The following is a 13,341-nucleotide window of genomic DNA, read 5'->3' on the forward strand; positions in this document are numbered from 1 at the left end:
ATGCGGTCGGGGCCGTGCGCCGCCGGTGGATCGGGTGCGGGTGGGCGCCCGGTCAGCCGGTGACGGGGGCGACGACGTCGAGGGCGTCGAGGAGGCGGGCGAGGTCGGCGGGCTCGCCGACGGAGACGCGCAGGTGCCCGTGGAGTCCGAAGCGGCCCGCGTCGCGCACGAGGATGCCGTGGTCGCTCTCCAGCAGCCGTTCGGCGCGGGCGGAGTCGGGCACCGGTACGGCGAGGAAGTTGGTCACCGACGGCAGCGCCCGGCGCCCCCGGGCGGCCAGGTCGGCCCGGAACCGCTCACGGGCCGCGGCGTTGTTCTGCCGTACCCGCTCCAGATGGCCCCGGTCGGCGAGCGCGGCCACGGCCGCCGCCTGGGCGGCCCGGTTGACGCTGAACGGCATGCTGCCCTGCACTGCGCGCAGCCGTCCCACGAGCTCGGCGCCGCCGACGGCGTAGCCGATGCGCAGCCCGGCCAGCCCGTGGGCCTTGGAGAAGGTCCGCAGGGCGAGCAGCGGCGCGCCGGTGTCGAGGTAGTCGAGGACCTGGGGGGTGCCGGGCGGGGCGAAGTCCAGGTAGGCCTCGTCCACCACGAGGGGGGTGCGGGTGGCCGCCGCCCGCTCGACGAGAAGGTCGAACGCGGCGCGGTCGAGGGTGCCGCCGGTCGGGTTGTGCGGGTTGCACACGTACGCCACGCCCGCGTCGGCGAACGCGTCGGCCAGGGCGCTGACATCGTCCACGGGGACCTCGCGGCAGCCGCGCCGGACGTTCTCCAGGCAGATCCGGTAGCCGGGGAAGGTGCCCGCGGTGGTGACCCCGGGGCGCCGCGGGTCGCCCAGGCACAGCGCGGTGAGCAGGACCAGTTCGTCGCTGCCGTTGGCGACGGCGATCCGGTCCGGCCGGACGCCCAGCAACTCGGCGACGGCCTGGGCGGGCGCGGTGCGCGTGGGATCGGGGTAGGTGCCGGTGTCGTCGACGGCCGCGTGGGCGGCACGCAGGGCGTGCGGGCTGGGGCCGTACGGACTCTCGCTGAGGTGGAGGCGGACGGGTGCCCCGGTCGGGGTGCGCGGGACGGCGGGGGCGGTCACCGGGCGCCGCCGAGCAGGAGGCCGAAGCAGTAACTGCCGGGCTCCGCCTCCAGGGTGAGGAAGCGGTGCTCGGCCCCGGCGGGGACGCGCAGCAGGGCGGGCGAGGTCAGTTCGTGCCGGTCGCCGTCGACGAGGACCTCGATACGGGCGCCGCCGGGGTGGGGCGAGACCAGGAAGTAGATCTCGTCGACCTCGTGCCGGTGCGGATCGGCGACCGGCCTGCCGACCAGGTGGTCGATGGGGCCGCCGGCCAGCTCGACGGGGACGCCGCCGAACATGTCGGCGGTCAGGTAGAAGGGCGCCGGTGCGTGGTGTCCGGCCACCGGCAGGAACTGCGGGATGTCCGTGCGGATCTCGGCAACCGCCCGACGAGGGGCGGGAGTCGGCGTCTCGGGGGTCATGCGGGGGCCTTTCATCGGTCGGGGCGCCTTCAGTGGTCGAGGGGGGTGAGCGGGGCGGGGGCGGCCAGGTCGCGGGCGCGCAGGGTGCGGCCGTCGGCGAAGGTGTAGGTGAGGGCGTCGAGGGCCCGGTCGAGTACGGCGACCATCGCGCGGTGGTCGTCGGCCGTGCCCCACAGCACCGCCAACTCCCCCGTTGCGACGCCGGGTTGTACGGGGGTGCCGGGCTGCACCCGGGTCTCGTAGCCGTCGAGGCCGGGCAGGGCGAGGGCGTCGGCGACCCCGTGCACCGCGGTGAGCAGGCCGCCCTCCGCGGGGGTCGGCACCGCGCGGGCGTACACCACCCTTTCCTGCGGCGCCCAGGTCCCGGGGGCGGAACCGCCCAGCGCGAGGTGTCCGGCCAGTGCCACCGGGTCCAGGCCGTCGGCCAGCCGGCCCAGTCCGCTCTGGAAGCCGCCCAGCCTGCCGTTGACCTCGATCAGCCGGGGGCCCCGGGCGGTCAGTTTGATCTCGGTGTGGGTGATGCCGGTGCGCAGGCCGAGCGCCTCGACCGCGCGGCCCGCCAGGTCGAGCACCGCCGCCCGTTCGGTGTCGTCGAGCGGCGCGGGCCAGTAGTGGCCGACCTCGCGGAACGGCGGGGCGAGCGGAAACTTGCCGGTGACCGCCCAGTGGGAGACCCGGCCGTCCGCCACGGCGCTCTCCACGGAGACGTGGTCGCCGAACGGGGTGCGGTCGACGCCCGCCAGGTACTCCTCCAGGACAAGGGCCGCCTCCCGGTCCGGGCCGGTCAGCAGCTCGGCGGTGAGCGCGGCGCCGGTGTCGGCGTCCGGCACCAGGTGGGTGCTGCGGCTGCCCTCGCCGCGGGCCGGCTTGAGGACGGCGGGCAGCCCCACCCCGGCGAGCGCGGGCGCCCAGTCGCCCGGGGTGCGCAGCAGCCGGGACCGTACCGGGTCCACGCCCCGCTCACGGAGCCTGCGCCGCTGCGCGTACTTGTCCGTCAGCAGTCGTACGGTGGCCATGTCGTGGTACGGCAGTCCGAGCCGCACGGCCAGTTCGGCGGTCGTCCCGAGCCGGCGCTCGCTGAAGGTGAGCAGCGCGTCGGGGCGGTGTTCCCGAAGGCGCGCGGCGGCCTCTTCGAGGTCCGGGCCGACCGGCACCACCGGAGCCAAGTCGGCCAGCAGCGGCGCGAGTTGCTCGGTGTGCGCCGAGCGGCACACGGCGAGGAGGACATCGCCGAGCGGTGCGAGACGGTCCACGATGTCCGCGGGGGCGACGGAGCCGAAGTCGTAGACGACGGCGATGACGGGGCGTGGCATGGCCGGTTTCCTCAGACGTCGGCGTGGTCGGGCTCGGGCGCGTACCGCACGCCGGAGAGGGTGGCGGCCAGTGCGGTCGCCGCGGGTGTGTGCGCCCCGGGACCGGCGCCGAACATGCCGAGGGCCGGCTCCAGTTCGCCGAGCTCCGCGGGGATGGCACGGGCCGCCTCCCAGTCGGCGCGGCGCAGCCGGTAGCGGTCGCTGACGGCGCGCTGTCCGCGTACGGCGTTGATCTGGGTGCCGTCGTGGGTGAAGCCGAACTTGCGGCAGACGGCCTGCGAGGCGGTGTTCCCCCGCCGTACGACGGAGAACGCGTCCTGCGCCCCCAGTCCGGCGAAGGCCAGTTCGAGCACGGCGGCGCGGGCGTGGCCGCCGAGGCCGAGGCCCTGGTGACGCAGGCCCAGCCAGGAGGTCAGGAGCACCTCGCGGGTCACCGTGAAGTCGCGGGCGCCCAGGGACTGGGAGCCGACCACCTCGCCGTCGTGCACGACGACCAGGTAGAGCGTCCAGTCCTCGGGGCTCCAGTCGGCCATGGCCTTCCAGTGGCGCTGGAGGACCCGGCGGGCGACGGTGGCCGGGTCGCCGTCGGTCCATTGGGAGAAGAAGGGCATGAACCCGGGGGCGTGGACGCCCTCGGCGCCCAGGGCGGCGAGCGCGTCGAGGTCCTGCGGGGTGGGCCAGCGCAGTTCGACGAGCGGGGTGCGCACGGTGATGCCGCTGAGCGGCCAGTGCTGCATCACGGGTTCCTCCTAGGAGCCGCTGGCGGCGGTGACGGGGGCGGCGGTCTCGGACGCGTCGGTTTCCGGTGCCGGGTCGGGCAGGTCGGCGTCGGCCGGCAGGGTGCGGCGCAGTGCCGGTCCCACGAGGGCGACGGCGGCGCAGACCGCGATGAGGGCGACGACCAGCGGGAGCCCGTCGGCCAAGGGGAGCGTGGCTCCGGCGAGGAGGGGGCCGGCCACCGAGCCGGTGGAGACGGCGACGGACAGCATGGCGTTGACCCGGCCCCGGGCGCGTTCGGCGGCGAGGTCGTTGAGCAGCCCGGTGACCACGGGGAACACCAGGGCCTCCCCCACCGACAGCAGCAGCACCCCGGCCATGGCCGTGACGGTCGCGGGGGTGCCGTGCTGGCGGCCCGCGACCAGGACGAGGGCCCAGGCCGCCGCCCACAGGACGCCGGTGAGGGACAGCACGGTGCTGCGGCGCACCCGCTGGATCCGCTCGCCGAGGAGGACCTGGGTGAGCACGGCGACGACGATGTTCACGGCGAAGGTGCCGGACAGTCCCTCCGGGCCGACCGCGCCACCGGCCGTGAGGTAGCCGGGCAGCCCCGACCTGAGCTGCCCGTACGACACCAGCGAGCACAGCGCGACCGTGCCCAGCAGCACCGTGAGAGCCCGTTGTCCCAGCACCTCGCGGTAGCCGACCGGACCCTCCGCCGCCGTCGTGCGGTCGCCGCCGCGCTCGATGCGCGGGAGCAGCAGGAAGAGGGCGGCCCCGGCGGCCAGGAAGGTGAGGCCGTCGGCGACGTAGAGCGCCGCGAAGCGGGCCGCGCGGGACCCCGGTCCCGAGGCGGCGACCAGGCCGCCCACGAGAACGCCGAGCCCGGTCATCGCGTTGAACACCGCGTAGTCGGCCGAGAAGGCGAGCCCGCGCTCCCGGGCCGTGGCGGCGCCGGCGTACAGAAAGCGCAGTACCGTGCCCACCCCGCTGATGCCGAGCCCGTACACCACGGCGGCGGTGAGCGCGGTCGGCGCCGAGGTGGCGACGGCGTACAGGCCGGTGCCGAGGCCCGCGACGCACATCACCAGGGCGACGACCGTCCGGGGCGCGAGGCGGTCCAGGACCGCGCCCCAGGCGAGGCCGCCGACGACGGAGGTGGCGGCCTGCACGGCGAGGGTGGCGGCGGGGATCCAGGACGCGAGGCCCCTCACCTGGTCCAGGTAGATCCAGAGGAACGGCAGGACCAGGCCGCCGCCGAAGGAGTTGACCGCGTTGACGGCCAGCACGGCCCGGGTGCGCGGGGAGAACTCCCGCAGGACCGCGAGGGGGTTGGCGCTCACCGCGCCTCCAGGACGTACAGCCACGAGTGCGGGGTGCCGAACGCGACCGTGCGGAGCGGGTGCAGACCGGCGGCCGCGAACAGGTCCTCGTACGTCTCCTTGGTGTGCAGCGGTACGCCCATGAGGGCGTGGGCGAGTTCGTAGCCGAGGGAGAACACCGGCAGGGTGGCGGCGCCCTCGGCGTCGGGGCGGAGCATGGTGTCGGCGAGGACGAAGGTCCTGGCGGCGGGGAATGCCTCGCGCAGCCGGGTGAACAGGTGGGGGCGGGTGGTGGGGGCGGCGAGCAGGTCGTGCAGCAGGAAGAAGCTCATCACGGTGTCCACCTCGGCGATGGCGTCGTGGTGGGCCTCGCGGTGGCACACGTCGAGGACGTCGGCGCGGATCGCGCGGACCCGGTCCTCCAGGCCGGCCTCGGCGATGGTGCGGTGGCCGAGTTCGGTGGCGGGGCCGCTGATGTCCAGGCCGAGGCCGCGGGTGCCGGGGCGGGCGCCGACGACGCGGCTGACCCGGGCGGAGATGCCGCTGCCGAGGTCGGCGAGGGTGTGGAAGTCGATGCCGTCGAGGACCTCGTCGAGGGTGGTGGCCATGAAGGAGCGGTCGTTCTGGCCGGAGCCGAGGGCGACCATCGCCTCGTCGCGCAGCAGGGTCTCGCCGAAGGTGGCCTCGCCGGTGGCCAGTCGGGCGGCGCCGGAGAAGAGGTCGCTGTATCCGCCGACGGCCCAGGTGAAGTAGCCGCGCATCCGGAGCGTCTCGCGTCCGGCGTCGGTGAGGACGGCCGTGTCGCCGCCGTCCTCCAGCCGCAGCCAGCCGCAGACGGCCGCGGCGCGCAGCACCTCGCGGACGACGCGGTCACGGACGGCCGGACCGGCCGAGCGCACGAAGTCGGCGATGTCCAGGCGGGGTTCGGCGGCCAGCCGGTCCCAGACGCCGAGCCGGTCGAGGGTGTGCACGACGGTGGCGGCGACATAGCCGTTGAAGGCCTGGTCGACGCCGATCGGCGCGGGCGCGGCGCCGTACCAGTCGGCGGGCAGCGCGTGCGGCGGGGTGTGCAGGAGCGTCATCGTGATTCCGTTCCGTGTCGGGCGAATGGGGGGCGCGGCGAGGCGTCGGCGCCGGCCAGGCCGAGGAGTTCGTCGAGCAGCCGCCGGAGGTCGAGGGTGGCGGTGAGCGGTTCGTAGACGGCCAGCGCCAGCGCCCAGTGGGCGGGTCCGGCGCGCAGGCAGCAGCGCACCAGGGGCGTGTCGCGCAGCGGCAGCGGCTGTCGTGCCTCGTCCAGCACCGCCACCCGCAGGGCTTCCGGCCCACCGTCCGGGTCGGGGGCGAGCCGGACCGGCCGGGCCCCCGGGGTGGGCAGGGTGCGAGCCCGCCAGCGCCCGCCCGGCTCGCCGAAGACGGTGCGCAGGGCGGGGTGCCGGCGCTGGAGTTCGGCGAAGGCGACGCTCACGGCGTCCGGCGCGGGGGGCGGTCCGGGGACGACGGCCGCGACGGCCGCGTTGTGGTCACCGGAGGAGCCGTGCCGGACGAGGTCGTAGAACAGCCAGCGCTGTTCGTACGGCGTGAGAGGACGCGCCGCGGACACGTCGTCCGGAGCGGGTCCACCGGTTTCCCGTCGCCGGAACGGATACCCGGGCAGCCTGACCCGGCGCCCGGACCGCCCGAGCGAGGTGTCGACGTCATACCCCTGCCGCCACAACTCGGCAACCAGCCGCGCGGGGGACGCGGGGTCGGCCGGGTCGAGAAGGAGGGGGTCGACGGGGGTGGGGGCGGGCATGGCGGCCGGGACTTGGGCGGGCGCCTCGGCCAGGACTTGAGCGGGCGCGCCCTCTTGAGCGAGGGCGAGCGCGTCGGGCACGGCTGCCGGGTCGAGGACAGGCGTGTGGGCCGGGGCGGCGGCGGGCACGGCGGCCGGGACTTGGGTGGGCGCCTCGGCCGGGACTTGGGCCGGCACGGCCTCCGGGGTGGGGGTGGGGGTGGACGGGTTTTGGGGGGTGCCGATTCGGATGACGGGTGTGTCGGGGTGCTCCTCGGGGAGTTCGTCGGGGAGTTCGTCGTCGGGGGCCGTAGCGGCGGCGCGGAGGGCGTCGGTCAGGGGGAGGTCGCCGCGTGCCGCGGCGGCGGCGAGGGCGCCGGGGCCCGTGCCGCGCACAGCACGCGGGGTCACGCCGCGGGCCCGCAGCCAGGCCACCAGGCCGTAGCCGACGGCGACGGTACGGGCGGCGGCGCAGTCGGCGTGCAGCCGGGCGATCCGCAGGGCGTCGGCCACCTCGGGCAGGTCCACGGGTGCCGTGGTGAGCGGCGTGCCGTCGAGCAGCAGGACGGGCCCGTCGCCCGGTGCCCGCGCGGGTGAGGGGGCCGTGGCGGCGCCGGCGTCCGCGAGGAGGGCGGCGACGGCCTCGGCGGCGGAGCCGGCGGTGACGGCGTCCCGGCAGGGGAAGCGCTCACGGCCGGTCCCGAGGGTCAGGGCCACGTCGTCGAGGTCGGCGTCCGGGGTGTTCTCCAGCCATGCGGCCAGCCGGCGGCGCGTCTCGGCCAGGGACCCGGGGTCCCGGGCCGACACGGCCAGCACACGATCCGTCGGGGTCAGGGGTCGGTTCACCGTGGGTCACACCCTTTCCGGCTGCGGGGCCCGGTGCTGCTGCACCACCACGTGGGCATTGGTGCCGCCCACACCGAAGGAGCTGACGCCGGCCGTGCGCGGCCGGTCGGGCCGCCCGGTCCAGGCGCGGCCCTCGCTCAGCAGGGACAGCCGACTGCCCGGGGCGAGTTCGTCGATGGGCTCGGCGACGTTGGGGGTGGCGGGCAGATGCCCGTGGTGGACGGCGAGCACGGCCTTGATGAGTCCGGCGATGCCGGCGGCGGTGTTGCAGTGCCCGATCGAGGCCTTGACCGATCCGACGGCGACCTGCGGGCCGGTCCGCCCGAGCGCGTCGGCCAGGGCCGTGATCTCGATGGCGTCGCCCAGCCGGGTCCCGGTGCCGTGCGCCTCGACGAAACCGATGTCGGCGCCGCCGACCCCGGCCGCCGCCAGGGCGTCGCGGATGACGCGCGACTGGCCGTCGACCCCGGGCGCCGAGTAGCCGATACGTGCCTTGCCGTCGTTGTTGACCGCGCTCCCCCGGATCACCGCGTACACCGGGTCCCCGTCGCGTTCGGCGTCGGCGAGGCGGCGCAGCAGCACCGCTCCGGCGCCGAACCCGCCCACGGTTCCGGAGGCGCGCCGGTCGAAGGGCCGGCACATGCCGTCGTCGGCGTAGAGGAAACCCGGCCGGTAGCGGTAGCTGCCGTCGGAGGCCGGGTCGAGGGAGACCGCGCCGGCGAGGGCGTAGTCGCTGCTGCCGGTGAGCAGGCTGCGGCAGGCGAGGTGGACCGCGTACAGGCCGGTGGAGCAGGCGGTGTCGAGCAGCAGGGCCTCGCCCCACAGGTCGTGCAGATAGGCGAAGCGGGAGGCGACGAAGGTGGGGTCGGCGTTGACGACGTCGTCCACCCGGGCCTCGGGGTCGGTGTCGAGGACCTTGGGGCAGCCGGCGTAGAGGCTGGTGCGGGAGGCGATGTCGGACAGCCGCAGGGAGGCGTCCTCCACGGCCGACCACAGCACCTCGTGCAGCACGCCCTGCTGGGGGTCGCCGTGGCGCAGGTCGTCCTCGCCGAAGCCGAGGAGGTCGGCGTCGTAGCGTGGGCCCTCGGCGGCCATGCCCCAGCGCGCCACCCGCCGCTGCCCGCCGGGCAGTTCGGTGATCAGCGGTCCGGGCCCCTCGGTGAAGCAGTCCCGTCCGGTGCGCAGGTTGTCCCAGAAGGCGGGCAGGTCGGCGGCGCCGGCGAAGCGCGCGCCCATGCCGATGACGGCGACGGCGTCCTCGTCCGACCGCGCCGGCCGCGCCGCCCGGGCCCGCCCGGGCGACCCGATGGACCCGGCGAAGCCCGTGAAGCGGGCGGCGGCCGGGCGCGGTGCGTGGCTCTCGTCGCCACCGAGCAGCCGGGTCTGCGACCGGACGGTGGTGTGGCGCAGCAGATCGGCGATGGAGGGCGCGGTGCCGGTGGCGCGGCGCAGGGCCGCCTGGAGCCGGACCAGGAGGAGCGAGTGCCCGCCGACGTCGAAGAAGTTGTCGTCGGGGCCGAAGTCCCGCTCGCCCAGCACCTCCCGCCAGGCGTCGTGGACCGGGTCGCCGGACCCCGGGGCGGGGGCGCCGGCGGGGCCGGTGGCGGCGCGGGTCCCGGGCCGGGCCGGCGCCGGGGTGTCGTGGGGCTCGGGCAGGCGCCGGCGGTCGATCTTGCCATTGGGGGTGAGCGGGAGCGCGTCGAGGACGACCAGGTGGGAGGGGACGGCGTACGACGGCAGGCTCGCCCGCAGGTGTCGTAGGACCTCGGGCCGGTCGCCGAGGCGGGCGAGCACCGCGTAGCCGACGATCTCCTTCTCGTCCCGCTCGTTGCGGCGGCTGGTGACGAAGCCCGCGGTGACGTCCGGGTGGGCGCGCAGGGTGGACTCGACCTCGCCCAGTTCGACCCGCTGACTCCTGATCTTGATCTGGTTGTCGGCGCGTCCGATGAACTCCAGCCGGCCGTCGGCGGTCCACCGCACCCGGTCGCCGGTGCGGTAGAGCCTGCCGCCCGGCTCGCCGCCGAACGGGTCCGCCCAGAACCGCTCGGCGGTACGGGCGGGGTCGCCGAGGTAGCCGAGGGCCACGCCGTCGCCGCCGAGGACGAGTTCGCCCGGCATGTACGGCGGTGCCGGGACGAGGCTGTCCTCGAAGACGACGTGGGCGCGGGTGCCGGGGACCGGGGCGCCGATGGACAGGGTGCGGGCGGCCTCGGGCACCTCCTCGACGGGGTACCAGGTGGAGGTGAAGGAGTTCTCGGTGGGGCCGTAGCTGTGCAGCAGGGTGCCGGGGCGGGCCCAGCGCAGCGCCTTGCGCAGATGCGGGACGGAGACCAGCTCGCCGCCGAAGTACACCCGCCGCAGTGTCTGGAGGAGGTCGGGCGCGTCCTCGACGAGGCGGTTCAGCAGCGGGGTGGTGACCAGCAGGGTCGTCACGCCCAGCGCACGGACGGCCGTGCGCAGGGCGGGCGGGTCGAGGACGAGTTCCTTGTCGAGGACGGCCAGCCGGGCGCCGTGCGTGAGGGCGCCCCAGATCTCGTAGGTCGCGCCGTCGAAGTTGAGCGGGGAGAGGTGGGAGACGGTGTCGTCGGGTCCGAGCGGCAGGAAGTCGGGCCGGTGCATCAGGCGCACCACGCCGCCGTGGTGGAGCAGGACGCCCTTGGGGCGACCGGTGGAGCCCGAGGTGTAGAGGACGTTGAACACGCTCCCGGGCCGGATGTCGACGTCGGGCGGCGTGCCGGGCAGCGCGGCGGCCGCGCGGGCGATGTCCTGCGGGGTGTGGACGGGCAGACCGTCCGGCGCCCCTCCCGAGTCGGTGGTCTCGGCGATGAGCAGCCGGGGGCGGGCGTCGTCCAGGACCAGCCGCAGCCGGGCGTCGGGGTGGTCGGGGTCGAGCGGCAGATAGGCGGCCCCGGCCATGGCGACGGCCAGCATCGCGGTGACCGTGTGGGCGCCGGGCCGCAGCAGCAGCGCGACCAGGTCACCGTCACGGACGCCCGCTTCGGCCCGGAGCCAGTGCGCGACGCGGGCCGCGTCCTCGGTCAGGGCGCGGTAGGTGAGGGTGTGCTCCCCGTGCACGACGGCGACGGAGTCGGGCGCGCGGCGGGCCTCCCGCAGGACGAGTTCGGGCACACCGGTGCGCGGGGCGGCGTCGTGGGCGTCCCCGGCGTCCGGGGCCGGAACGTCGTGTTCCGGTGCTTCGGCCAGCGCGGCGAGCAGTTCTCCGCAGCGGACCTCCGGGCGCTCGGCGGCCGACAGCAGCGCGTCGAGCTGGCGGGCCATCAACGCGGCGGAGCTCTCGGTGTACAGGCCGGTGTCGTAGTCGATCCGCAGCTCCAGCCGGTCGGTGTGCTCCAGGGCGGCCAGGGCGAGGTCGTACTTGGCCGACGCGGTGTCCAGGTGCACCACGCGCACGGTGGCACCGGGCACCTCCCGGGCGCCGCCGGTGTACGGCTGGTGCAGGAACACCGCCCGGTACGGCGGAGCCGTCGCCGGGGTCGGGGGTCCGTCGGTGGCGAGCGCCTCCATGGAGTCCAGGACCTGTTCGCCCAACTGCCGTGCGTACGCGCCGAACTCGTCGTCGGCGGCCATGCGGCTGCGGACCGGGAGCACGCGGGTGAACAGCCCGACCGCGTCCTCGGTGCCCGGCTCGTCGCGGCCCGCGAAGGGCATGCCCAGGACCCCGTCGCCCTCGCCGGACCAGGCGTGCAGCAGCAGACTCCAGGCCGCCAGCAGCACGACCGCGGGGGACACGGAGTGGCGGACGGCGACCTCCCGTACGGCGGTGAGGCGCTCCGGGGACAAGGTGCGCTTGACCCAGCCGGCCGTGCCCCGCAGCCGCTGCTCGGCACGGACGAGGTCGGGCAGCGGGCCGAGGGTGACGGGGTCGTCGGCGAGCAGGTCCCGCCAGTGGGCGGGCGGCGGTGTGTGCTCGGTGGCCTCCGCGGCTCCTTCGGTGCCGTGGGCGGTGGCCGGCCGCGACGGCCGTACGGCGGCGGCTGCGGAGCCGTCGGCATGGGCGCGGTAGGCGTCGAGCACGTCGGCCGCGATGACGTCCAACGTGCGCCCGTCGGCGACGATGTGATGCGCCGTCAGGACGACCAGGGCGCCGTCGTCGTGGAGCAGCGCCTCGGCACGCAGCAGCGGCGCGCCGCTCGGGTCCAGGGGGCGCTGCGCCGCCCGGACCGCCTCCTCAAGGGCCGCTTCGGAGCGGCACGAGCCGGACCGCCGTACGACGCCCAGGGGAAGCGGCGCCGTCGGCTCCGGGCGGAACCGGAGTTCCCCGTCGTCGGTGTCGAAGCGACCGGCCAGCGCGGGCCGACGGACGAGCAGGCCGGCCAGGGCCGAGCGCAGGGCCGGGACGTCGAGGTCACCGAGGAACTCCAGGGCCAGCGGCACGTTGTAGCGGCCCGATTCCGGCTCGCTGCGGTCCGCGAGCCAGATCTCCGTCTGGGCGGCCGAGACCGGCAGCCCCGCGGCGAGGCCGCTCACGCGTCGGCCGCCAGTGTCTGCGCCAGCCCGCACACCGTGGGGTTGCGGAAGAGGGTCCGCACCGGGATCCTCCGGCCCAGCGCCTCGCCGAGGTCCCTGACCACGTGCAGGGCGCCCAGGGAGTGGCCGCCGACCTGGAAGAAGTGGTCCTCGTCGGTGAATTCGTCGTGCCCGAGCGCGTCGGACCAGGCCTTGCGCACCAGTGCGGTGAGCTCACCGGTGCCGCGTGTCTCGGATTCGGTCGCCGTCACGGCAGTCGTGTCCTTCCGTTCGTCGTCTCGGCCGCGTCCCGTGCGGGGTCGGCGCTCGTCCGCTCAGGCGGGTGTCTGCTCGTCGGGCACCAACGCCCGGTAGGTGTCGTCCACGGAGTCCCACAGCCGCGGGAAGAGGCTCCGTTCGGCCATGGCCCGCACACCCGCCGTGGACTGGCCGCGCAGACTCTTGGGCAGGTCGTCGCGCACGTCCCGGCCGGCGGACGGGCGATCGGACGGGCCATCGAACGGGCCGGTGCACAGGTCCGCGGAGAGGTCGGCGGAGAGGTCGACAGACGGATCGGCGGAGGGGCCGGTGCACAGGTCGACGGACGGCTCGGCAGACGGGTCGACGGACCGCTCGGCAGACGGGTCGACGGACCGCTCGGCGGAGGGGTCGGTCGCCGGAGCGGTGGGCGACCCGCTCGCCGGAGCGGTCTCGGGGTGGCCGCCGAGCTGGGACCAGACCAGCCGCAGATGGTGGTGCTTCCACGCGGCGACCGCCCCGTCGAGCCTGAGCAGCGCCTGCCGTACGAGGGCCAGGTCGGGGGCCCGGTCCTCGCGGGCCGGGGATGCGGCGCGGCCCTGCGCCGTGACGAGCGCGCGCATGCCGATCCCCTCGCGGGCGAGGGCGGCCTCCGTCTCCTGCCACAGCGCGGCGGCCGCACGGCGCAGGTTGCGGGCGCCGGGCGAGTCCAGACCGGTGGTGTTCTCCGGGAAGGTCTCGCGCATCCGCAGCAGGCTCTCCTGCGGCAGGAAGTCCAGCAGCACGCACACGGCCCGGACCGCGACATCCCCCGTCGCGGCCGCGCGTTCCAGCAGCTGGGCGGCGAGGAGGTAGTCGCGTTCGGCGAGCCCGCGGGCCGCACGGCGCATCTCGTAGTGCATCTCGCACCACGCGTACTCGGTGATCAGGTGGACCGTCTGGAACAGCCGCTGGTCCGGGTCGACCAGTTCGTCCTCCGGCAGCAGCGCCGACAGCGCGGTGGTGAGCCGGGTGTCCTCCTCGTAGTTGCTGCCGCGGTCGTACTCGTACACGAAGAGGCGGTTGCTCTCTGCGGGGTTCATGGTCCGGCGGGCCGTTCCGGGCCTGCCGGGCTGTGCTCGTCTGCTCATCGCGGGGAACGCCTCCAGGCGGGTGTGCGTGG

The 13,341-nt window shown here is 75.7% G+C and carries 10 protein-coding genes; all 10 read right to left on the reverse strand.

All coding sequences use genetic code 11. The annotated features are described in order from the left end of the window. Nucleotides 1-52: 52 nt before the first annotated feature. Nucleotides 53-1,084 (reverse strand): histidinol-phosphate transaminase, encoded by a 1,032-nt coding sequence (locus tag ABZ464_RS19765; RefSeq protein WP_359278600.1) that lies wholly within the window; start codon nt 1,082-1,084, stop codon nt 53-55. Then, entirely contained in the window at nt 1,081-1,485 is a 405-nt protein-coding gene (locus ABZ464_RS19770; protein WP_359278603.1) for a cupin domain-containing protein, read from the reverse strand. The genes ABZ464_RS19765 and ABZ464_RS19770 overlap by 4 nt, the downstream gene beginning before the upstream one ends. Before the next feature lie 29 nt (nt 1,486-1,514). Continuing rightward, entirely contained in the window at nt 1,515-2,798 is a 1,284-nt protein-coding gene (locus ABZ464_RS19775) for an ATP-grasp domain-containing protein (RefSeq protein WP_359278605.1), read from the reverse strand. A gap of 11 nt (nt 2,799-2,809) precedes the next feature. Further along, nucleotides 2,810-3,535 carry a GNAT family protein gene (locus ABZ464_RS19780; RefSeq protein WP_359278608.1) on the reverse strand — a complete coding sequence of 242 codons (726 nt, stop codon included), beginning with the start codon at nt 3,533-3,535 and terminating at the stop codon, nt 2,810-2,812. Between the two features lie 12 nt (nt 3,536-3,547). Next, a complete protein-coding gene (locus tag ABZ464_RS19785) occupies nt 3,548-4,858 on the reverse strand; it encodes an MFS transporter (RefSeq protein WP_359278610.1) in 1,311 nt (436 codons plus the stop codon). Then, nucleotides 4,855-5,919: a methyltransferase gene (locus ABZ464_RS19790; RefSeq protein WP_359278613.1), complete on the reverse strand. Its 1,065-nt coding sequence runs from the start codon at nt 5,917-5,919 to the stop codon at nt 4,855-4,857. Before ABZ464_RS19790 ends, ABZ464_RS19785 begins: the two co-directional genes overlap by 4 nt. After that, complete coding sequence (locus ABZ464_RS19795) at nt 5,916-7,454, reverse strand: hypothetical protein (protein ID WP_359278616.1); 1,539 nt, start codon at nt 7,452-7,454, stop codon at nt 5,916-5,918. Before ABZ464_RS19795 ends, ABZ464_RS19790 begins: the two co-directional genes overlap by 4 nt. A 6-nt stretch (nt 7,455-7,460) precedes the next feature. Continuing rightward, nucleotides 7,461-11,942, reverse strand: a complete 4,482-nt coding sequence (locus tag ABZ464_RS19800) for an amino acid adenylation domain-containing protein (RefSeq protein ID WP_359278618.1) — start codon at nt 11,940-11,942, stop codon at nt 7,461-7,463. After that, on the reverse strand, nt 11,939-12,193 hold the full coding sequence (locus tag ABZ464_RS19805) for a phosphopantetheine-binding protein (RefSeq protein ID WP_359278621.1): 255 nt from the start codon (nt 12,191-12,193) through the stop codon (nt 11,939-11,941). The genes ABZ464_RS19800 and ABZ464_RS19805 overlap by 4 nt, the downstream gene beginning before the upstream one ends. A gap of 63 nt (nt 12,194-12,256) precedes the next feature. After that, nucleotides 12,257-13,309, reverse strand: a complete 1,053-nt coding sequence (locus ABZ464_RS19810; RefSeq protein ID WP_359278624.1) for a hypothetical protein — start codon at nt 13,307-13,309, stop codon at nt 12,257-12,259. Between the last annotated feature and the right edge of the window lie 32 nt (nt 13,310-13,341).

The organism is Streptomyces sp. NPDC005820 (assembly GCF_040630255.1).
Lineage (GTDB): Bacteria > Actinomycetota > Actinomycetes > Streptomycetales > Streptomycetaceae > Streptomyces.

Excerpts from the sequence above, each read along its gene's own strand:
- ABZ464_RS19770 (WP_359278603.1), bottom strand. The coding sequence starts at position 1,485 with ATGACCCCCGAGACGCCGACTCCCGCCCCTCGTCGGGCGGTTGCCGAG.
- ABZ464_RS19810 (WP_359278624.1), bottom strand. The coding sequence starts at position 13,309 with ATGAGCAGACGAGCACAGCCCGGCAGGCCCGGAACGGCCCGCCGGACC.
- ABZ464_RS19790 (WP_359278613.1), bottom strand. The coding sequence starts at position 5,919 with ATGACGCTCCTGCACACCCCGCCGCACGCGCTGCCCGCCGACTGGTAC.
- ABZ464_RS19775 (WP_359278605.1), bottom strand. The coding sequence starts at position 2,798 with ATGCCACGCCCCGTCATCGCCGTCGTCTACGACTTCGGCTCCGTCGCC.
- ABZ464_RS19780 (WP_359278608.1), bottom strand. The coding sequence starts at position 3,535 with ATGCAGCACTGGCCGCTCAGCGGCATCACCGTGCGCACCCCGCTCGTC.